We start from the raw sequence: 21,244 nt of genomic DNA, 5'->3' as shown, positions 1-21,244 counted from the left end.
TTGGGGTTCTGTTTATTTCAGGTCGGCTTTTCTGCTTCATCCTTGTTCGGCCAGAAAAAATCACGGGGTGCTGAACGAAAGCGTTGCCACAGCAAGATGGTGAGCAGGCCGCCCTGGCCAAAACTGACACGGCGTGAACGCAAGGCCACCAGCATCGCCAGGCTGAAGCTGACACCCAGGTTCACCATGCCTATGGTGAAAATGCCAAAGATGGAATAGACGGCCAGTTGCCAGCTCATATGATGATCAAGACCCACCAGCGAGAAGGCAAAATTGGCGCTGGAAAATGTGATGTGCCGTATATCAATTGGCAAACCAAAAAAGCTGCCCAGTTGGCCTATGCTGCCCAGCATGATGCCAAAGAAAAAGTTACCCGCCAGTGCACCAAGGTTATTGCCGATATAGGTCGTGACGCTTTGCAGGCGTTTTTCACCGAGGATTTTCTTCAGCCATTTCAACTGCCGCAGGCGTTCCGGGATGTTGGAATAACTGGCCTTGTTGTCGTAATAGCCTGAAATCAAGCCTGACAGGAACAGGCATACACCGGCAATCGCCGCATGCGGCAATGCCAGGCTGCCAAAGGGATCAATATCATGCAGCAGATGCCCGGCCTTTTCTGCCGACACCAGGTGCTTGCCATTGATGCCGTACCAGGCCCAGGCAATGGCATAGGCGGTTGGTATGGCCAGGCCTATATTGCCAATAATGGCGATGAATTGCGAACGCAAAACCCTGACGATGAGATCAGCCAGTTCGTCGAGTTTTTGCTTGCCTTCATCAATCGAGCGCGCGATGACGGCTGCGGTCATCGCAGGTTGTTTGGTGGCAATGGTGAAGTGCAGGATATGCACCAGCATGAAGCCACTTGAATAATTCAGGCTGTACAGCAAGGCATAACCAAAGGGGGCCATCGCCAGTGTGCCAAACAGGATTTTTATCATCGCCATGAAACCGACAATGAAGCCTGCACCCATGGCCGAGCGCAGCATTTCCAGCCATTCGGCACGGTTGCTGGTGACGTAATGTTCGCCACTCTTGCCTGCGCGCTCGGTCACCTGCAGGGACAATAATTCTGTACTGGTCTGTATCAGGTCACGCAGGCTGTGGCGTTTGTTGTCCGCCGTTACCAGTTCCTTGAGCAACACTGTACCGATTTGCGCTGCGTGAGCGGTACTGCGGCTGTCGAGCAGATCGAGCAATTGCCGCAAACGGGCGAAGCTTTGCGTCAGTTGCAGCAGCAAACGTGTCAGGCTGATCGACACACCCTGCATGGATGCCGTGCGACGTATGCGGTTGACGATGTCTTCGCACTGCGTCAGCAAGACTTCGATATGTGCGGCGTCTTCACGCTGGCAGGATTTGTCGGTCAGCCAGTTGTTGTAGCAAAGTACATAATCATTGATGGCATCGTTTTGCCGCAAAAACGGTGATTCAAATTTTTCTATGTCAGGATGGTTGCGCACCAGTTCTGCTTCCAGGCCAATATTGGTGATGCGGTAAGACAAGACCTGTACGGCGCTTAAAATTTCGCCGGTCAAAATGGCATAAGTAGGGCGGGCATTGCGTGAACGGAAGCCGACGGCCCTGAACAAATCGGCCCAGACCTGATCTTCCACGCCGTTGACCCAGATGTAGTCAGATTGCAGATTAAATAAAAGCCCGAACACATCCTTGATATAGGCATCATTCATCAGTGGCGGCAAAAACTTGTTCATCAGCCTCTGCCTGGCGGCCGTCCAGAAACCGACGTTCATGGTGATGCCGGTGTCGGTAAATAAATGCACCAGTTTGCGTGTCGTTACTACCTGTATCAGATAGGCCCTGAGCGCGGTGCGCCAGGCTGGGTTTCTTTGCAGAACGAAGCACAGGGCGCGCAGATTGTCCGTCGCACGGGTAATATCTTGCGGACGGGGAGGACGTAATTCTGCGACCAGCTTGTGCAGATAGTGAATATCGTTCAGTGCCGGGGTTTCGGTAAGCCGAAGGTGAATCTCCGACAAAACGTTGTCTAAGCTCAAACGCATCTCCTCAAATTGCTGTAGACATTAGCTTTTAACGCAAATTGCCGGTTTTGTCATGCGCTTAGATGTGCCTGTTTGTAAGTAAATGTGGATGGGCAGGGTGGCGGTTGATGGCATGGTGAGAAGGGATAGACGACGGATAGACGACGGATTGGCGACAGTAGACACCAGATAGCGGGCAGATCAGCTTATTCCTGTCCATTTGCATGCAAATCGGGGCAATTTAGTCTAAAGTGTCGAGGTGTATATGACAAAGGTTGAACGTTGGAAAATTTATTGCTGGTGCTGTCTGCCCTATTACTGGTTTTATTAAACGGCTTTTTCGTGGCGGCAGAATTTGGTTTGGTGAAATTGCGCCAGACCAGAGTACGCAGTATTGCAAAGACTTCCGGTCTGCGGGGTCGTTTGCTATTGACCGTGCATCAGAATCTGGATACCTATTTATCCGCCTGCCAGTTGGGCATCACCCTGGCTTCGCTGGGACTTGGCTGGATAGGTGAACCGGCCTTTGCGCGTTTGCTGCAACCCCTGTTTCATGTCATCGGTGTGACATCCGCCGAATTGATACACGGCATTTCTTTCTTCTTCGCATTTTTTGTCATTTCTTTCCTGCATATCGTGGTCGGTGAACTGGCACCGAAATCCATGGCCATACGCATGCCGGAAAAAGTTTCCCTGTGGACGGCACCGGCGCTGTATGCGTTTTACTGGTCCATGTATCCGGCGATCTGGACACTGAACTGGAGTTCCAACAAAGTCCTGAAATGGATAGGCCTCAATGCCGGGCATGGGACGGAAGCGCATTATTCACCGGAAGAACTGAAACTGATCTTGCGCGGCAACCACAACGGCAGCAAAGAAACCCGCGATGAGTGGAGCATCATGGCCCAGGTGCTCGATTTCGGCGGGCTGGAAATTTCTGATCTGATGCGGCCCATCAGCGAAGTCGTGGCGATGTACAAAAATCTCAGCCTGGAAGAAAACATGCAGACGGCCAGCCGCAACCGCTTCAGCCGTTATCCTTACTTTGACGAAGACGAAGAAACCGTGCTGGGCATGTTGCACCTGAAAGACTTATTCCTCGCCCAACAGGCTGGCAAACCGCTTGACGATCTGAGCAAGCATTTGCGCCAGGTGGAGTTTGTCCCGCCCACCATGGCTGCGCTGGAACTGTTCCGCCGTTTCCGCAAGGGCGCGCCGCATTTCGCCATAGTGGGTGTGCGTGGCAGCAAGCCAGTAGGTTTTTTAACCCTGGATAACTTGCTGAGTGCACTGGTTGGCCAGATACGTGATGAATTCAGGCAAAATGAAAACGACTGGACCTTGCTCGATGATGGTACGCTGATTGGCAAGGGCAGCCTGCCTCTGTTCACTCTGGGTAGTGCCCTGGGCTTTGATGTCGATAGTGATGAAGTCGAATCGATAGGTGGACTGATCATGCATAAATTGGGCGATTTACCCGTGGAAGGGCAGAAAGTCGAGTTCGACCGCTTTGATGCTGTTGTAAAAAAGATGAACGGCCCGCGCATTGTTTTAGTCAGGATACATCCCAAATCAGAAGCGTGAAATTGACGCTGGCTGTCGAAATCCTGTAGGCGTTTGCAATAGTTGACTGTACTACGCTGCTATTGGTGATTTAAGTGAACTAGCAGTTAAAATGCGCCTGGGGCTGGCAAGTTCCAGGCTTCTTTTTTTTGCAGTGAGTCTTGAAAGCGATTGCGCAATGACGTCTCACAATAGTTTGTCCATTTACTCGAAAAGCTTTTGGCTTACGCTAGGCGTATTTGCCGTCTTTACGCTGGTTTTTGGATTCTATGTGCAATCTGAAAAATCCATAGACCGTGTCAACGAATTACGCTTCGAATCCCACGTGTTGTCGCTGGAACTGCGCCAGTCTTCAGAAGACTTGACGCGCATGGTGCGCAGCTATGTCATCACCGGTAACCCCATCTATAAAACCTATTTTCAGCACATCGTGGATGTGCGCAATGGTGATGCGCCCAGGCCAGCACCGGGGCAGAATTTATATATGGATTTGCTGCCCGCTCAAAATGGAAAAGTCCTGAACAATCTGTCTGCATCTGCGGGTCAGAAAATTCCGTTAATGGAATTATTGAAAAGCACTTCATTGACGACCGAAGAATTTGCTCAACTAGAACTGGCCAAGTCAAATTCCGACGCCTTGACTGCGATCGAACGCGAGGCGATGCGTCTGATAGAGCAACCCGGTATCGATGCCAAAGCTGATCGCGAAGCCGCAATCAGGATGCTGTACGACGAACGTTATGAAGCAGCAAAGCTGGCCATCTTGCAACCTATCGATGAAGCACATCATCTCATTGGTCAGCGCACACTCAATTTGCTACGTAATGCAGAAGAATTTGCGCTGCGGCTACGTTACCTGTTTATTTTTCTTGGGATATTGCTGGTCGGTTTGCTTTGGCGTGCCTATCGCTCTTTGTCTCTGACATTGGGGGGAACGGTTGCAGAAGTTCATGCCCATCTGGCTAATCTGGGGCAGGGTAATTTTGCCTCCGTTATTGCGGTAAAACCCGGCATGAATGAAAGTGTGATGGGCTGGCTGGCCGTAACCCGGAGCAGACTGGCAGACATTGAGCATGAAAGGAATCTGGCCGCTGCAAAAAATGAACGCCTGAGCCGCCTATACAGTGCGCTTAGCCAGTGTAGTCAATCGATATTACGCATCACCGACAAGGCAGATTTACTGCCAAAAATTTGTCAGGAGGCTGTCACCATTGGTGGCTTGAGAATGGCATGGGTGGGCTTGCTGGATGATGAAAGTCAACTGCTCAAGTCGGTGGCTGCTTTTGGTGCCGGCGCAGAGCATGTTGATGATCTTGAAATTTCTATTGATCCAGATCATGTCGACGCGAAAGGGCCAAGTGCCCAGGCGTTTCTGAATAATCAAACATATTGGTGCCAGCAATTTCAAACTGATTCTGCCTCAGCTGCCTGGCATGCACTGGGTGCCAGGCACGGCTGGATGGCGTCAGCGGTCTTGCCCTTGCATAAAGAAGGAAAAGTGGTGGGCACTTTCAATCTGTATGCTGATCATGAATATGCGTTTGACGCGCCGGTACAGGATTTGCTGAATGAATTTGCGATAGATATCAGCCATGTGCTGAGCCGCTTTGAGCTTGAGGCCGAACGGCAACATGCCTTGCAAATGGAAGAACTGCGCAGCTACATGCTGGAACGCATCACAAGTGCCACTACCCAGCAAGAGCTTTTCCGTGATGTCGTCCTGAAGGTGGAAGCATTGCTGCCGGACTGTCTGTGTTCCATCATGTTGCTGGACAAGGATGGTATTCATTTGCGCACTGGGGCGGCCCCCAATCTGCCTGCCTTTTATTCCCGGGCGATAGAGGGGGTAGCTATTGGTGGCGGCATTGGCTCATGTGGCAACGCTTTGTTTACAGGCGATCGTACGATTGCTGCCAATCTTTCTACACACCCTTTCTGGAAGGACTACTGGCAGGTTGCGGAGCAGGCAGGCGTGCGCTCTTGCTGGTCAGAACCCATATTTTCTGCCGAGCGCAATGTCATAGGTGCATTTGCCATTTATCACCGCACGCCTTCAGAGCCAGATCGGTATTCCCTGCAAATGCTGGAAATGGCAGGAAATCTGCTTGCCATTGCCATTGAGCGCAAGCTGGCTGAAGAGAGTTTGCGTAAATTGTCACAGGCAGTGGAGCAAAGCTCAAACGCGATAGTGATTACCGATTTCCAGGTCAATATTGAATACGCCAATGAGGTCTATTTAAAAAACGCGGGAAAGCGGCTCGACGAAGTGATAGGCCAGAAACCCAGCATTATCCGTTCAGGTAAAACCTCACCCGAAGTGTATGCCGAGATGTGGCATAAGCTGGGACAAGGCGAAAGCTGGAAAGGGGAATTAATCAATCTGTATGCAGACGGCCTTGATCACATAGACCTGGCGCATATTTCCCCGATCAGGAATGCTGAGGGCGTAATCACGCATTTCCTCTCGATACAAGAAGACATTTCTGAGAAAAAACGTTCTGAAGAACGCATCCGGTACCTGGCACATTATGATGCCCTGACGGGCCTACCGAATCGTACCTTGCTGGAAGAGCTGGCACGTTATGCGTTTGCCCTGGCTGAAAGAAGCAATGACGCGCTGGCCGTCATCTTTTTTGATCTTGATCATTTTAAAGATATCAATGACAGCCTGGGGCATAGCCTTGGCGACCAGATGCTGGTTGAACTGGCCCGGCGCATGACGGCCAGCATGCGGGAAAACGATACGATTTCGCGATTGGGCGGGGATGAATTCATCTTGTTGTTATCTGGTGTTGACGAGCATAAAGTTGAGCAGGTCGTGCAAAAACTCATGCTGGTAGTGAATGCGCCGTTTCAACTCGGTGAATATGATCTGAACGTGACAGCTTCCATGGGGATAGCGATTTATCCCAATGATGGCAAGGATTTGGAGACCTTGTCGCGCAATGCAGACGCCGCCATGTACCGGGCCAAACGTGAAGGCAGAAACGCCTATCGCTTCTTTACCCAGGAAATGCAGGCCCGCTCTTCACGCCATCTTGAACTGGTGAATGCATTGCGTCAGGCTCTGGAAAAAAACCAGTTCCAGCTTCATTACCAGCCACAAATTTCCATGCATACCGGGCGGGTTCTGGGCGCAGAAGCGCTGATACGATGGCAGCATCCTGTCCTTGGTGCAGTGTCACCAGTTGAATTCATTCCCGTGGCAGAAGAGAGCGGCCTGATTCTGGCGATAGGCGAGTGGGTGATGCGTACCGCTGTGCAGCAGCTCAAGCAATGGCAACTGGAGGGTTTGCCTCCGCTGCTGATGGCGGTCAATCTGTCGGCCGTGCAGTTCCGCCATAGCGATTTGCCTGCTTTGGTCACACGGATTTTAAGTGAAGCAGGGATACCCGCAGAATATCTGGAACTTGAATTGACAGAAGGCGTTGCCATGCATGATCCGCAAGGGGCGGTCGCGGTCATGAATAACCTGCATGAGCGCGGCATACGCATGTCGATTGATGATTTTGGAACTGGCTATTCGTCGTTGAGTTACTTGAAACAATTCAAGGTCTACAAGCTGAAAATAGACCGGAGTTTTGTACGCGATATTACCAGTGACCCGGAAGACAAGGCCATTGTCAGCGCTGTCATCAGCATGGCAAAAAGTCTGGGTTTGCTGACTATTGCCGAAGGGGTGGAAACGGCAGAGCAGCTGGAATTTTTACGTCAGCAGGCTTGTGACGAAGTGCAGGGTTATTTTTATTCCAGACCGCTGCCTGCGGCGGATTTCGCCGCTTATATCCGCGACAAGCTGCCTTGACATAGCATCATGCCTGAGTTATCTGTGGCCTGATGAATTACCCGCAGCGGAGGGCACAGAGGTATTGTGCCACTCCGTGAAGCGATTCATGCGATCTTCATCAGATCTAGGCGAAGGGCGTATATTCTATGCCGTGTGCAATTTGCCCGACGACCTGCGCAATGTTTTCTGCGCTTTCACTGAAGCTGGCCAGAATGTCCGGGCGTGTCATACCGGCCGCGACGCGGCCGTTCCAGTAATCAAAACCAGCCTGATCAGGGTTGCGGTGCAAGACGTTGTTATATAAAGCCGTCAGAAAACCATTGTCAGATACATTGTTGCCATACATTTGCTTGAATTCAGCTGAGTTGACGAAACCTGCTGCCACATGATTGAGACTTTCCGCTCCCTTGTCGAGCTGACCTATCCAATAACCCAGGCCCGCTTTGTCAGGTGTGCGGTTGAATGCGGCCTGATACAGGCGATATGCCTGGCCGGCATTGCCATCCAGATCAAGTGCAACCATTTTGTCAGAGAACTGTATGCGCTCTACATTGATCAGATTACTGATTTGACCAGAAATACTGGTTCCGGTTTTTGTCATTGTCAGCACAAAACCGGTTTTTGACTGATCCAGGGAGAAGTAACTGGCAGGAAGTGAATCATATAAGGTATCGAGCCCCTGACCGCCATCGTAATTGTCGTTCCCCACACCATAAATGAAGGTTTCGTTGCCAGCCGTGCCGGTCCAGTTATCGTTGCCTGCCAGCAGTTTGCCCAGGCGCTCGCCAATCGGCAAAGTCATGTCGCCAGGCTGGATTTGGTAATTCAGTCCAGTCAGGCTCATCTGGTCTATGCCATTGGCTGCCGTAGTGATGAATGAGGTCAGCGTACCACCAGTAGGTATGACAGAATTGGGATCTGCATAGACGAGGTTCATGCCTGTCCATTCCAGCGAACTGGTTTTACCGTGGTAATAGCCACCTGTACTGCTCATGGATATATTGGTGGAAGGTTCGAATTGCCAGGTGATGGTCGCCCCTTGCTGGCTTACTTTGATATTGGCCATGTCTTCTCAAAAAAAGATAATTAAAAATGAAATGCAATAATACCAACGTTAATATTGTTGCATCTTAGAATACATTTTTATCAAAGACAATTTCTGACTTGTAACTTTACATTACAGGCGATTTGTTTTTCGGCAGGGGCCTGCATGGGCTTACAAAGCATTCATCGGTATTTTCAGATAACTGACACCATTATTTTCTGGTGGCGGCAAAGCGCCGGCGCGGATATTGACTTGTACGGCCGGCAGCAAAAGTACCGGCATGTCGAGGCCGCTGTCACGGGCCTTGCGCATGGCCACGAAAGCGGCTTCCGAGATGCCGTCGTGCACGTGGATATTGCCCGCCTTTTGGGCGGCTACCGTGGTTTGCAGGCTGACAGCCCGTCCGGCAGGCGGATAGTCATGGCAGAGAAAGAGCCGGGTTTGTGCCGGTAGTGCCAATAACTTCTGGATGGAGTGATATAACTGATGGGCGTCACCACCGGGAAAGTCACAACGTGCCGTTCCCACGTCCGGCATGAACAGGGTGTCGCCAACAAATACCGCATCGTCAATCTGGTAAGCCATGTCAGCCGGTGTATGACCGGGCACGAACAGGGCTTTGGCCTTGAGCTTGCCAATAAAAAATTCCTGGTCTTCTGCAAACAACACATCAAACTGCGCACCATTGACGGCGAATTCAGGTTCAAGATGAAACAGGTTCTTGAACACTTTTTGTACCTCGTTAATATGCGCACCGATGGCAATTTTCCCGCCGTTTGCCTGCCTCAGATAATGGGCACCTGACAGATGATCAGCATGGGCATGGGTTTCCAGCAGCCATTGCAGGCGCAGTTGATGCGTTTTCAAAAACGCCAGTACCTTGTCGGCTGATTCTGTCCTGGTACGTCCTGACTTGGGATCGTAATCGAGCACCGGATCGATGATGGCAGCATGCCCGCCAGTTTCGTCAAACACGACATGGGTGGCGGTACAGGTTTGCGTATCGAAGAAGCTTTCTATCTGGGCTGTCATGGTTGCTTGTCTGTGAGCAGGTTGTCTGTGAATGATAGCAAACTGCGCGGGTACTTTTATGTTTACAGATCAAAACAATCTGCTGGCGCTGACTCGACGGCCTTCCTGGCAAGGAATACACTAGCGCATGTTTTTATTTCCGGGGTTTTATAATGATCTCTCTGGCACAACTGCTGACAGCACTGATAGGCGCGGTAGTCGGCCTGGTCATGGGGCTGACCGGTGCAGGCGGTGGCATACTGGCTGTGCCTGCGCTGGTGTATACGCATGGCTGGAGCATGCAGCAAGCCATGCCTGTGGCCCTGTTGGCAGTGACCAGTGCCGCCCTGATCGGTGCGCTCGAAGGCTTGCGGCGCAAGCTGGTACGCTATCGTGCCGCGATACTGATGGCGCTGTCAGGCAGCTTGCCTACCGTACTGGGCGTGCATATTGCGCACAGGCTTTCACAACAATGGCTGATGCTGGTGTTTGCATTGATATTGCTATTTGTCGCCACGCGCCTGATCCTGCAATTGCGCTCACCCGAATGTAATGACGCCAAACGAGCAGCACTGGCACGTATCAATGACAGCACCGGCAGGTTTGAATGGTCGTTGAAGACGGGTGCCGTGATTGCCTCTATCGGTGGCATTTCAGGCTTCATGACGGGTCTGCTGGGTGTTGGCGGTGGTTTCGTGATCGTGCCCATGCTCAGGCATTACACCAATGCCAGCATGCACACGGCGGTGGCAACTTCTTTGCTGGTGATCAGCCTGGTTGGTGCGATGGGAGTGGGCTCTGCGGTATGGAATGGTGCCAGCCTGCCCCTTGTGCTGTCTGCGGTGTTTGTGGCAACGACTATTGGTGGCATGCTGATGGCGCGGCGTATCGCGGCACGTTTGCCAGCCCGTCAGGTACAGATGATTTTTGCCGGCTTGTTGTTGTGTGTGGCAGCCAGCCTGGTATTGCGTATTGCTGGATAAGCCGATGTCGGGGGTGTTATGCCAGGCGTCTGTTCAATAGCGCGGCCTGCGATTCCAGCTGACGGGCGACATTGCCGCAGACCAGGTCACACAATTCATAAATCGATGGGTCGGCAATATGGTAATACACCGAAGTGCCGCGCCCTTCACGCCCCACCAGCCCATGTTTTGCGAGTGTGGACAAGTGACGAGATACATTCGCCTGTGAGCAGGCACAGCGTTCAGCCAGTTCGCCGACATTATGCTCTTTCTCGCGCAGGCAATTCAGAATCCGTAAGCGGGTCGGTTCAGCCAGCGCTGAAAAATAATGCGCGATTTCAATCAGCGCCTGATCAGACAATCCGTCCATGGAATAGCAATAGCCGAAGTAGTAATTTGCCTATCATAACCTGAGCATCAGGATTTGCGCGTTTAATTTATCCTTATTTGCGTAAGTGTGCATATAGGCATATTGACCTGATTGACCGATAAGATGGGATCAAGAGCGAGCTATAACGCTTCTGCTTAATTTCTGCCTGCTCTTGCGAAACTTAACCCTTGACGGAAATATTGATGTGGGAATTCGGCGCGGCGAGCTTGTCTTCCTGGCGTCGCCCAGGATCTTTGCGCCTGCCTTGCAATTTGCGGGTATTGAGCAGGATGGCCTGCTGTTTTTCACGGCGGTCATTATTGCGCCGGTCCTGATTTTGACGGCGTTCTGCCTGCGGCCAGCGCAAGTCTTCTTCAGCTATCCCGCTGGCTTGCCTGGTTGACTGACGACGACTTAATAGCGTCGTTTGCGGGATATCTGTCGTTGGTTCAAAGAAACGGAATACTTTCAGGGGAAACATGACTGGTGCCAGGAAATATGATTACCTTACTAAAAACGGTAATTTTCCCTAAAACTTTAAAAAATGTTTCCTTATTGACTTAATTGCTAGCAATTCTGCCAGTAATTTTGCTCATAATTAAGATATTTATCTATTGCCTTCAAGCTACACTTTCAATTTGAATGGGCTAAAGTTGGTATCCTTGTCGTAATAGTCTTCTTCTTCCTTACGCTTGAGAAAGGCAACTACTTTATAAGTGACCGGTGTCATGATGACTTCCCAGCTGGTTTTCAAAATATACTGGGCTATCATCACCGTTATTAACTGGCTGTTTGACCAGATGCCATAAAAAGCAATGATATAAAACAGGCCCGAGTCGACCAGTTCACCGCAGATGGTCGAACCTATCGTACGCATCCACAGATGCCTGCCCGCCATGGCCACCTTCATTTTCGCCAGTACATAGCTGTTTACAAAGCTGCCACACCAGAAGGCCGTGATGGACCCGAGGATAATTCGTGGCGTATTGCCAAAGACCGCATTCAGGTGTGTCTGGTATTCGGCATTGAAAGGGTCAGCCGCCGGTGTCAGTGACAACACGACGACAGACATGATGGCTGCAAACAGCAGCGCCCCAAAACCTGCCCAGATAACACGGCGGTCGCGGCCATAGCCATAGACCTCGGTCAGTACATCCCCAAAAATATACGAGATAGGGAAGAACAGCACGCCAGCACCAAAGGTGACCGTGCCCAGCACCGGCAGCGTTACCTGCGCCGCCTTGGCCGCACCAATCAGGTTCGAGCACAGCAAGACAGTGACGAAGGCTGCCATCACGAAATCATAATATTTATAACTGCCAAGTGGGCGTGTCATGACTATCCTATTTTGACATTATTAAGCGATCAGGCATATTCCGGCACGCCGCTCTGGCTTGTCAACAGCCGCATCGGAATATGTTGGAAATTAATCCACATCGTTTGCCGCAACAGATAAAGTCAGGGGCAGAGAGTCACTGGAGCTGCTTAGCATTAATTGGCTGCACGTGGCAGCGATGCAATCAGGTCGGCAAAGCGTTGACCCTGTATCAGGATATGGCCGCGCAACAGGTTTGCCGTCAGTTCTGCCTCACCCTGCAAGATCGCCTGCACTACGGCATCGTGTTCATTGAAAGAATTCATGACACGGTCACGCACGCGCAATTGCAGGCGACGGTAAGGGCGCAGACGGCGGTGCAGGTTTTTTGCCTGCTCAGTCAGGAAACCATTGTGGCTGCCACTGTAGATAAGGCCATGAAAGACCTCATTCTTATAGAAATATTCGTCCGGGTCCTCGGCATCGCGTGCGTCCTTGCAGGCATTGTGCGCTGTCTGCAAATCAGCCTGCTCCTGTTTGGACATGCGTCGCGCGGCCATGCGGCCACACATGGCTTCAAATTCTGCCATGACCTCAAACATCTCCACCAGTTGCTGCGGGCTGATGGTGGCGACTTGTGCCCCGCGCCGTGGCCGTATCACGATGATGCCCATCGATGCCAGTTGTATCAGGGCTTCCCGTATGGGGGTGCGCGACACCCCAAAGCGTGTGGCCAGTTCAGTCTCATCAAGATGGTGGCCAGGCGGCAATTGCCCTATGGCGATCAGCTCTTCGATTTCTTCGCGCAAACTGGCAGAGCGGTTTTTCATGGTGTATTTTGTAATCAGGCTATTTTGTATCTCTAGTATATATTCAAGTTGACTTTGAATGCAAAATATAAGATCTTGTATACAAGAAGAGAAAAAAAGCATACACAGAAGAACTTTAAGTGAGATGCACAAACCAGACAGGCGCAGCGCTTGTTAAAAATAGATGCTTAATCGCTAAAACCTTAGGAGTTACCATGTCTCAAACAAAAAGAAGAAATGTATTGCAGGCGCTCAGCCTGGTTCCTTTCGTCTCGGCATTTTCCCCTCTGCTTGCCTGGGCGCAAAATGTCACGTTAAAAATATCGCATCAATTTCCTGGTGGCACGCTCGAAGATGGCGATTTTCGTGACCGCCTGTGCCGCATGTTTGCAGCCGAAGTACAAAAGCGGACAAACGGTGGCTTGAAATTTGAAATTTATCCTGGTTCTTCGCTGATGAAGACCAATGCGCAGTTTTCTTCCATGCGCAAGGGCGCGCTGGATTTGTCGCTTGTCCCTTTATCTTATGCTGGTGGTGAAGTACCTGAAGTCAATATTGGCCTGATGCCCGGCCTGGTACCTTCCTATGAAGTCGGTGCTGCATGGAAAAATGCCGAAGTCGGCAAGGAACTCAATAAGCTCCTGCTCGACAAGGGCATCGTCGTTGTCAGCTGGATCTGGCAGGCGGGCGGCGTGGCATCACGCACCAAGGCCGTGGTCGAGCCAGATGACGTCAAAGGCATGAAAATACGCGGTGGCTCACGCGAAGTCGACTTGGTCCTGAAGGCTGCCGGTGCGGCTGTCGTCTCTTTGCCTTCCAACGAAATTTATGCAGCTATGCAAACGGGGGCCATGGAGGCAGCGATGACTTCATCGACCTCATTAATTTCTTTCCGCCTTGAAGAAGTGTCAAAGTTCCTGACCAGCGGGCGCGGCCAGAGTTACTGGTATATGTTTGAGCCCCTGATGATGTCGAAAACAATTTTCGACAAGCTCAGTAAGGAACATCAAAATGCCATCATGACCGTCGGTGCAGAACTGGAAGCCTTCGCCATCAAGGCCGCCAAACAGGATGATATCGCGGTCGCCACGGTCTATGAAAAGAAAGGTGCCAAAGTTGTTGATCTGAATGCGGCTACGGTAAAAAAATGGCAGGCCATTGCCCGCACGACGGCATGGAAAGATTATGCAGATAAAAATGAAAACTGCGCCAAATTGCTGAAGCTGGCGGAGAAATTATTATGAGTCATGGCTTTGAAATGGAGGTGCCAAAAGGCCCGCCAGTGCCAGACAATGCTGCCGTTGCCAGAGTGGCGAAGCTGTTGGAATGGGTGAATAAAGTCATCGTCCGTATTTCCATGGCGGCCATGTTGCTGACGGCACTTATCCTGACGTATTCAGTGGTGTCGCGTTACCTGTTCAAGTTGCCGACAGACTGGCAGGATGAAGCATCGGTCTTCATGCTGATAGGGGTGACTTTCTTTTCTGCGGCTTATGTACAGTCTTACCGTGGCCATATAGGCATAGAAGTCTTGTCATCGATCTTGCCGGCGGCGGTCAACCGTTTCAGGCTGTTGATGGTGGATATCATCAGTGCTGCTTTTTGCCTTTTCTTTTCATGGAAATCCTGGACCCTGTTTCATGAAGCCTGGGTAGACGGCCAAACCACATCATCGACCTTTGCACCGCCATTATGGATACCGTATGCCATGATGGCCGCCGGCATGAGCTTGTTATCCCTGCAGATCATCATACAGGTGCTAGCTGCAATTACTGCCAGGCGGAGGCCCGCATGAGTCCGCTGACACTTGGTGTACTGTATGGTGTGGTGACCCTGATCGTCATGTTTTCCGGCATGCCGATCGCATTTGCCCTGGGGGTGGTTGCGACTGGCTTCATGTATTTCTTCATGCCCGCTGCATCGCTTGATACGATTACCCAGAACGTCTATGAAGAAATGGCATCGATCACCTTGCTGTCGATTCCGCTATTCATTTTAAAGGGGGCGGCCATCGGAAAATCACCCGCCGGGCGCGACCTGTATTCTGCCATTCATGCGTGGCTGCACAAAGTGCCGGGTGGCCTGGGTATTGCCAATGTATTTGCCTGTGCGATGTTTGCGGCGATGGCCGGTTCTTCACCGGCGACCTGTTCAGCCATTGGTTCGGCAGGCATACCGGAAATGCGCAGGCGCGGCTATTCGCCCGGCTTTGCCGCAGGTATTATTGCCGCGGGTGGTACTTTGGGTATCTTGCTGCCGCCTTCCATTACCATGATCCTGTATGCGGTCGCGGCAGAGCAATCTTTGGGGCGTTTGTTCCTCGCCGGCATAGGGCCGGGCATATTGCTGGTGCTGCTGTTTTCTGGCTATGCAGTCTACCGGGCGCGGCGTGAATATGCGGTGGCTTACCAGGCTTACCAGCAGGGTGGTGTCAAATCAGCCTATCTGGATAAAGAGCATTTCAATCTGGCGCAAAAAGTGGAAATGCTGCCGCGGGTTTTACCTTTCGTCATCTTGCTGATTGGTGTCATGGTCGCGCTGTACGGCGGCTATGCCACGCCATCTGAAACAGCTGGGCTTGGTGCCTTGCTGGCGATGGTATTGATTGCCATCGTATATGGTGTCTGGCGGCCAAAGGATATCTCGCCCTTCATCACATCCACCATCAAGGAATCAACGATGCTGCTGTTCATCATAGGCATGTCCTTGCTGTATTCCTATGTCATGAGTTACCTGCATATCAGCCAGTCGGCAGCGCAATGGGTGGTTGATTTGCATCTCAGCAAATGGATGCTGTTAAGTGTCATCCTGTGCATGGTGATTGTGTTCGGTTTCTTCCTGCCGCCAGTGTCCATTATCTTGATGATGTGCCCCATCATCTTGCCGCCTTTAAAGGTGGCTGGGTTTGACCTCATCTGGTTTGGTGTGGTGATGACCATTGTCATGGAAATGGGGCTGATCCACCCACCCGTGGGCTTGAATATTTTTGTCATCAAGAATATCGCACCCGATATCCCGCTGAAAGATATCGTCTGGGGTGTCATGCCTTTTCTGTTATTGATGCTGGTTGCGGTGATCCTGTTATGTGTGTTTCCGCAAATTGCTACAGCGTTTCCAGACAGTCTGATGGGGATAAAATAATGGCTACGCCAGGACGCTGGAACACCTTGCAAACCAATCGCCAGCAACGCCTGCAACGCGCTGCTGAGGTATTGGGCAGTGATTTGCAGGGCAAGTTATTTCCACCTGCACGCCTGCTCGATTGCCTGCACGCAGCGCTGGAACCAGGTGACCGGGTCTGCCTGGAGGGCAATAACCAGAAGCAGGCAGATTTTCTGGCGAAAGCATTGACGCAGCTTGACCCTGCCCGTGTGCATGACCTGCACATGCTGCAATCGGTGCTGGCTCTGCCTGAACATCTTGATGTGTTTGAAAAGGGCATTGCGTCGAAACTGGATTTTTCTTTTTCCGGCCCACAGGCTGCACGTCTGGCAAAATTGCTGGGCGCTGGCAAATTGAATATCGGTGCCATCCATACTTACCTGGAATTGTATGCGCGTTACTTTGTCGACCTGACGCCACGTGTGGCCCTGGTGGCGGCACAGTCGGCAGACCGTGCCGGTAATTTATATACCGGCCCCAATACCGAAGACACTCCCACTATAGTTGAAGCCACGGCATTCAAATCCGGCATCGTGATTGCCCAGGTCAATGAGATTGTCGATGTCCTGCCGCGTGTGGATATTCCTGCTGGCTGGGTGGATTTTGTCGTGCAGGCACCAACGCCGCATTACATAGAACCGCTGTTCACACGTGACCCGGCGCTGATATCAGAAATCCAGATATTGATGGCGATGATGGCAATCAAAGGCATCTACGCTGAATACCAAGTCAAGCGACTTAATCACGGCATAGGCTTTGATACGGCAGCCATAGAATTATTGCTGCCCACTTATGCCGCCTCACTGGGCTTGAAGGGCAAGATCGCCAGCCACTGGGCCCTGAACCCGCATCCGGCATTGATACCTGCTATCGAAGCAGGCTTTGTTGAATCCGTACATTCTTTTGGTTCTGAACTGGGGATGGAAGACTATATCCGCGCGCGCCCGGATGTGTTCTTTGTCGGGGCCGATGGTTCCATGCGCAGCAACCGGGCGCTGTCGCAGGCGGCAGGACATTATGCCTGTGATATGTTCATCGGCTCTACCCTGCAAATTGATTTGCAGGGCAATTCATCGACTGCCACGCTGGGCCGCATTGCCGGTTTTGGCGGCGCCCCGAATATGGGGGCAGATGCACGTGGCCGCCGCCATGCCAGCCCGGCCTGGCTGAAGGCGGGTCGTGAAGCGCGCGAAGGTAGTAAGCAGATCCCGCGTGGACAAAAACTGGTCGTACAGATGGTAGAGACCTTCCGTGAACACATGCAGCCTGCTTTTGTTGAAAAACTCGATGCCTGGCAACTGGCTGAACAGGCCGGGATGGATATCCCGCCCGTCATGATCTATGGCGACGATGTCACGCATATCCTGACAGAAGAAGGTATCGCCAATTTACTGCTGTGCCGCAGTGATGAAGAACGCGAGCAGGCCATACGCGGCGTTGCCGGCTATACCCCGGTTGGCCTGGCACGTGACCAGCGCATGGTAGAAAACCTGCGTGACCGCGGCATCATACGACGTGCGGAAGATATGGGTATAGACAAACGCCTGGCGACAAGAGATTTGCTGGCAGCAAAAAACATGAAAGATCTGGTGCGTGCATCGGATGGTTTATACCAGCCGCCAAAACGCTTCAGAAACTGGTAAGGACGATATGGAAACCCTGTTATTCCGTTTTGAAAATGGGCAACGCACATTGCAGGCTGCCCAGCTCGTCGGTGTGGTCAGTTCCGGCAATCTTGAGGTGCTGGTGCAAGCAGCAGACTTGCAGTCAGCCTGCGAGATTGAAGTCAACACGGCGGCTACCGGTTTTGCCGCGATCTGGCAGGCAGTCATGAATGATTTTCACGCACGCTGGCAACTGGCTGATACGCGTATCAGCATCAACGATATGGGGGCAACCCCGGCTGTCGTCAGCCTGCGCCTTGACCAGGCGATAGAAGCCTGTCTGGAGCATGCAAAATGAATAGTTATCTGGAAGCCACTGCCAGGCAAAGAGTGGCAGCCCTGTTCAGCGATTTTACAGAATTCCTGCCGCCATCAAAGCAATGGACCAGCCCGCATCTGCCGCAATTGAATGCGCCGGTTTCTTTTGATGATGGCGTGATCATCGGCAAAGGCTGGCTGGGCGACAGGCAGATATATATCGCCGCGCAGGAAGGCGGCTTCATGGGCGGTGCCGTCGGGGAAGTTCACGGTGCCAAACTGGTTGGCCTCATGCGCAGCGCGGTCATCCACAAACCGGATGCCCTTGTCCTGCTGGCAGAATCTGGCGGTGTGCGCCTGCATGAAGCCAATGCCGGCCTGATTGCCGTCTCTGAAGTCATGCGTGCCTTGCTGGCAGTACGGGCGGCTGGTATCGCTGTCATCGTTGTCATCGGCGGCAGCAATGGCTGCTTTGGTGGGATGGGCATCGTTTCCCGCTGCGCCAATGTCATCATCATGTCGGAAGAAGCAAGGCTGGCGATGTCTGGCCCCGAAGTCATAGAAACCGCGAATGGTGTAGAAGAATTTGATTCAAGGGATCGCGCTCTGGTCTGGCGTACCACCGGTGGCAAACACCGTTATCTGCTGGGCGATTGTCAGATGCTGGTGGCTGATGATACAGACGCGTTTAAGACCGCGATAACTGAGGCCATGCAGGCATGTGAACGGCAATCGCTGCCCTTGAGCCTGGCAGAACTGGAAGCGGAACAGGCCATGCTGTCTCAGCGCCTGCAAGACTTTGGCAGCATGACTGAACCTATGGATATCTGGGCACAGATGGGCATAAAAGAACCGGCACGACTCGCCATGCTGGAAGCAAAAGAATTTCTGGCGCTTGCCGCCAGTGTGCGGCAGGGCAGTCAAGCGCATGCTGCCGATGAAGGGGCTGCATGATGGAATGGTCACAACTGGCAAACCAGCTATTCCCGCTTGGCCATCAAATCAGCGCACAGGATAATTTTCTGTCTGGCACAGCCGAACTTGACGGGCAAACCATCAGCGTCATTGGCACCACAGACAACACCGCGATAGGTGTGGAAATTGCACTCGCACAGGCACGTGCGGTACTGGCGACCGTGCGAGATTTTCCGCAACGCCCGATTTTGTTACTGGTAGACACCCAGGGCCAGCGCCTGCGTCACCGCGACGAAATGCTGGGCATCAACAGCTATATGGCGCATCTGGGTAAATGCATGGAACTGGCAAGACAGGCAGGGCATAAGATCATCGCCTTGGTGTATGACCAGGCATTGTCCGGTGGCTTTATCACCAGCGGAATGATGGCCGATGCCTGTTACGCCTTGCCTGAGGTAACAATCCGCGTCATGGGCTTGCCTGCCATGGCGCGCATTACCAAGGTGGCAGAAGAAAGACTGACCGAACTGGCGCAAGATAACCCTGTGTTTGCACCAGGGCCGAGAAACTATGAACGCATGGGTGGCGTGCAGGCGATCTGGGACAACGACCTGCCCGCTCAACTGAAACAGGCATTCGCCAGTGCCAACCCCAGGGATGAACGCAGCCAGCTGGGGCAAGATCGTGGTGGCCGCCGCGTGGCGCAGACCGTGATCGATGCCGTGCTGGCGCAGGCAGCGCTTGACAATGTTGAATGCCGTGGATAATCGCGCACAATACCAGCGTCATGACCTCGTCTGGTTGTCTGACACCGCATGGCAGGCGATTGTGCAGGCGCAGCCAGCCGCAGGTATGTTGAAGCAATGGCAGGAGCAGGAATGGCCAGCCGTCATACGCCGCGCCGATGCCGGCACGGCGGCTGATGAAGTTTGCATAGGCTTGCCCTTGCCGCCGGAAGATGGCATCAAGCCACGCGTTGCTGCTAAGGTGAAGCATCACGACATCGTTGCCCACCAGTCAGCCCTGTCACTTGCCAGCGTGATCGCGATAGCGCCGCCTAAATGGCAGGCCAGCCTGCAAACCCTGAACCAGCAGGCGCAAGGCGCGGGCATACGCCTGCGGGTGTACGGTTCGCTGGCCTGGCAATTTCTGACGGGGCAGCACTACCTGAGCGATAACTCGGATATCGATCTCTTATTTCGCCCACAACATCACATACAACTGCGCGCTGGTCTGGCTTTATTGCAGCAACATTTGGCAGATATCCCGCTCGATGGCGAAATTGTTTTCCCCAATGATGGCGCCGTCGCCTGGAAAGAATGGCTGTTGAGCGATGCCAGCCAGGGTGGATTTGAACAGAAGCGCGTACTGGTGAAAGCCATGGACAGCGTCAGCCTGCAAACTAGGCAGAGCTTGCTGGCAGACTTGCCAGAAGGGGATTTGCCATGCTGATCAATCATGGGCACGCTTCAGCTTTACGCGTCAGACCCTATGCGCCTGGACAAGAGCGCAAGTCCCGGATGTGGGCGCAAAAAATTGCCAGGTTGGCGTTACGCAGCCTGTATGAAGAACTGGTGCTTTATCCCAAGCCTGGCCTGGTATCACTGCGCGACAACGGCAGTCACCAGGACATGAATGCGCAAACCTTCATGCGCAGCCTGTTTTCTTTACGTCGTTACTTCAAGGCGATTTGTCTGGCAGGTGCAGATGGTGCAGATTTCGATGCTCTGAAGCAGCTCGGCATCGCCGCAGAAAAACGCATGCTGCTTGCCACCGGGGATATCAATACCCATCGTGGCGCGATATTCGCTCTGGGTATGCTGTGTGCAGCGGCAGGACATTGCTTGCAGACCAGGCAAGCGCTGACGACAGATCATTTACGCCATACGCTGACTTCACTGTGGGGCGCTGCGCTGCTGCATCACAGTGCCGCACTGACGCCAGATGCTAACCCCAGTCACGGTCAGCAGGCAGCACAGCGATATCAGGTCAGTGGGGCGAGAGAAGAGGCGGCCATGGGTTTTCCATCCATTTTTGAGTTGGCTTTACTACGCCTGCAAAAAACGCTGGAAGAAGGCCGTGATTTTTCTTGCGCGCAAATCGATACCCTGTTTGTACTGATGGCACATATCAGCGATACCAATCTCTATCATCGCGGTGGCGAGCAGGGCATTGCTTTTGTCCAGCAAACGGCACGACGATTCATGGACGATGGCGGTACTGCGCAAACAAAATGGATAGTGGCCGCGCAAGCCTGTCACCAGCAATTCGTTGCCCGCAGATTATCACCTGGCGGTGCCGCTGATTTGCTGGCGGCGACTTGTTTCGTGCACTGGTGTACGACAGAACTCATTGAAGCATCTTGAAGCATCTCAATCTT

19 protein-coding genes are annotated in these 21,244 nt (G+C 52.4%); 12 read left to right on the top strand and 7 right to left on the bottom strand.

Features of this window, described 5'->3' with window-relative positions:
• Positions 1–17: 17 nt before the first annotated feature.
• Positions 18–2,018 (bottom strand): site-specific recombinase, encoded by a 2,001-nt coding sequence (locus ACO0LH_RS03810; protein WP_422939706.1) that lies wholly within the window; start codon positions 2,016–2,018, stop codon positions 18–20.
• Between the two features lie 267 nt (positions 2,019–2,285).
• On the opposite strand from ACO0LH_RS03810, the gene ACO0LH_RS03805 reads away from it, so the two are divergent.
• Both ACO0LH_RS03805 and ACO0LH_RS03800 read left to right on the top strand, forming a co-directional pair.
• A complete protein-coding gene (locus ACO0LH_RS03805; RefSeq protein ID WP_422939705.1) occupies positions 2,286–3,587 on the top strand; it encodes a hemolysin family protein in 1,302 nt (433 codons plus the stop codon).
• A gap of 250 nt (positions 3,588–3,837) precedes the next feature.
• Positions 3,838–7,371, top strand: coding sequence for an EAL domain-containing protein (locus ACO0LH_RS03800; protein ID WP_422939704.1), 3,534 nt, complete (start codon positions 3,838–3,840; stop codon positions 7,369–7,371).
• Between the two features lie 106 nt (positions 7,372–7,477).
• On the opposite strand, the gene ACO0LH_RS03795 is transcribed toward ACO0LH_RS03800, so the two are convergent.
• The gene (locus ACO0LH_RS03795; protein ID WP_422939703.1) at positions 7,478–8,419 is read right to left on the bottom strand and encodes a DUF4214 domain-containing protein; all 942 of its coding nucleotides are present in this window, start codon (positions 8,417–8,419) and stop codon (positions 7,478–7,480) included.
• A 150-nt stretch (positions 8,420–8,569) separates the two neighbouring features.
• The gene (locus ACO0LH_RS03790; RefSeq protein ID WP_422939702.1) at positions 8,570–9,430 is read right to left on the bottom strand and encodes an MBL fold metallo-hydrolase; all 861 of its coding nucleotides are present in this window, start codon (positions 9,428–9,430) and stop codon (positions 8,570–8,572) included.
• A 152-nt stretch (positions 9,431–9,582) separates the two neighbouring features.
• Between ACO0LH_RS03790 and ACO0LH_RS03785 the strand changes: the two genes are divergently transcribed.
• The gene (locus ACO0LH_RS03785; RefSeq protein ID WP_422939701.1) at positions 9,583–10,392 is read left to right on the top strand and encodes a sulfite exporter TauE/SafE family protein; all 810 of its coding nucleotides are present in this window, start codon (positions 9,583–9,585) and stop codon (positions 10,390–10,392) included.
• A 16-nt stretch (positions 10,393–10,408) separates the two neighbouring features.
• Here ACO0LH_RS03785 and ACO0LH_RS03780 read toward each other — a convergent pair whose 3' ends face one another.
• The 4 genes from ACO0LH_RS03780 to ACO0LH_RS03765 all read right to left on the bottom strand — a co-directional run bounded on the left by ACO0LH_RS03780 (position 10,409) and on the right by ACO0LH_RS03765 (position 12,886).
• The gene (locus ACO0LH_RS03780) at positions 10,409–10,741 is read right to left on the bottom strand and encodes an ArsR/SmtB family transcription factor (protein WP_422939700.1); all 333 of its coding nucleotides are present in this window, start codon (positions 10,739–10,741) and stop codon (positions 10,409–10,411) included.
• Positions 10,742–10,922: 181 nt separating this feature from the next.
• On the bottom strand, positions 10,923–11,222 hold the full coding sequence (locus ACO0LH_RS03775; protein ID WP_422939699.1) for a hypothetical protein: 300 nt from the start codon (positions 11,220–11,222) through the stop codon (positions 10,923–10,925).
• Between the two features lie 144 nt (positions 11,223–11,366).
• A complete protein-coding gene (locus ACO0LH_RS03770) occupies positions 11,367–12,077 on the bottom strand; it encodes a queuosine precursor transporter (RefSeq protein WP_422939698.1) in 711 nt (236 codons plus the stop codon).
• 155 nt (positions 12,078–12,232) lie between these two features.
• Positions 12,233–12,886, bottom strand: a complete 654-nt coding sequence (locus tag ACO0LH_RS03765; RefSeq protein ID WP_422939697.1) for a GntR family transcriptional regulator — start codon at positions 12,884–12,886, stop codon at positions 12,233–12,235.
• A 194-nt stretch (positions 12,887–13,080) separates the two neighbouring features.
• Here ACO0LH_RS03765 and dctP point away from each other — a divergent pair, with 194 nt between their 5' ends.
• From dctP to mdcB, 9 genes are read left to right on the top strand one after another with little or no spacing between them, the layout of a single operon-like run.
• Positions 13,081–14,109: a TRAP transporter substrate-binding protein DctP gene (gene dctP, locus ACO0LH_RS03760; RefSeq protein WP_422939695.1), complete on the top strand. Its 1,029-nt coding sequence runs from the start codon at positions 13,081–13,083 to the stop codon at positions 14,107–14,109.
• Positions 14,106–14,660, top strand: coding sequence for a TRAP transporter small permease (locus ACO0LH_RS03755; protein WP_422939694.1), 555 nt, complete (start codon positions 14,106–14,108; stop codon positions 14,658–14,660). The genes dctP and ACO0LH_RS03755 overlap by 4 nt, the downstream gene beginning before the upstream one ends.
• Positions 14,657–16,006, top strand: coding sequence for a TRAP transporter large permease (locus ACO0LH_RS03750; protein ID WP_422939693.1), 1,350 nt, complete (start codon positions 14,657–14,659; stop codon positions 16,004–16,006). Before ACO0LH_RS03755 ends, ACO0LH_RS03750 begins: the two co-directional genes overlap by 4 nt.
• On the top strand, positions 16,006–17,670 hold the full coding sequence (mdcA, locus tag ACO0LH_RS03745; protein WP_422939692.1) for a malonate decarboxylase subunit alpha: 1,665 nt from the start codon (positions 16,006–16,008) through the stop codon (positions 17,668–17,670). The genes ACO0LH_RS03750 and mdcA overlap by 1 nt, the downstream gene beginning before the upstream one ends.
• Before the next feature lie 7 nt (positions 17,671–17,677).
• On the top strand, positions 17,678–17,989 hold the full coding sequence (gene mdcC / locus ACO0LH_RS03740; RefSeq protein WP_422939691.1) for a malonate decarboxylase acyl carrier protein: 312 nt from the start codon (positions 17,678–17,680) through the stop codon (positions 17,987–17,989).
• Positions 17,986–18,903: a biotin-independent malonate decarboxylase subunit beta gene (locus tag ACO0LH_RS03735; RefSeq protein WP_422939690.1), complete on the top strand. Its 918-nt coding sequence runs from the start codon at positions 17,986–17,988 to the stop codon at positions 18,901–18,903. The genes mdcC and ACO0LH_RS03735 overlap by 4 nt, the downstream gene beginning before the upstream one ends.
• Positions 18,903–19,631: a biotin-independent malonate decarboxylase subunit gamma gene (mdcE, locus tag ACO0LH_RS03730; RefSeq protein WP_422939689.1), complete on the top strand. Its 729-nt coding sequence runs from the start codon at positions 18,903–18,905 to the stop codon at positions 19,629–19,631. Before ACO0LH_RS03735 ends, mdcE begins: the two co-directional genes overlap by 1 nt.
• Positions 19,612–20,316, top strand: coding sequence for a malonate decarboxylase holo-[acyl-carrier-protein] synthase (gene mdcG, locus ACO0LH_RS03725; RefSeq protein WP_422940559.1), 705 nt, complete (start codon positions 19,612–19,614; stop codon positions 20,314–20,316). Before mdcE ends, mdcG begins: the two co-directional genes overlap by 20 nt.
• A complete protein-coding gene (gene mdcB, locus ACO0LH_RS03720) occupies positions 20,310–21,230 on the top strand; it encodes a triphosphoribosyl-dephospho-CoA synthase MdcB (protein WP_422939688.1) in 921 nt (306 codons plus the stop codon). The genes mdcG and mdcB overlap by 7 nt, the downstream gene beginning before the upstream one ends.
• The last annotated feature ends 14 nt before the right edge of the window (positions 21,231–21,244 follow it).

Origin of the sequence: Undibacterium sp. TJN19 (assembly GCF_049339485.1) — a bacterium.
GTDB lineage: Bacteria > Pseudomonadota > Gammaproteobacteria > Burkholderiales > Burkholderiaceae_D > Undibacterium.
The sequence above is the reverse complement of the archived record's forward strand: the minus strand, read 5'-3'. Positions and strand labels throughout refer to the sequence as shown.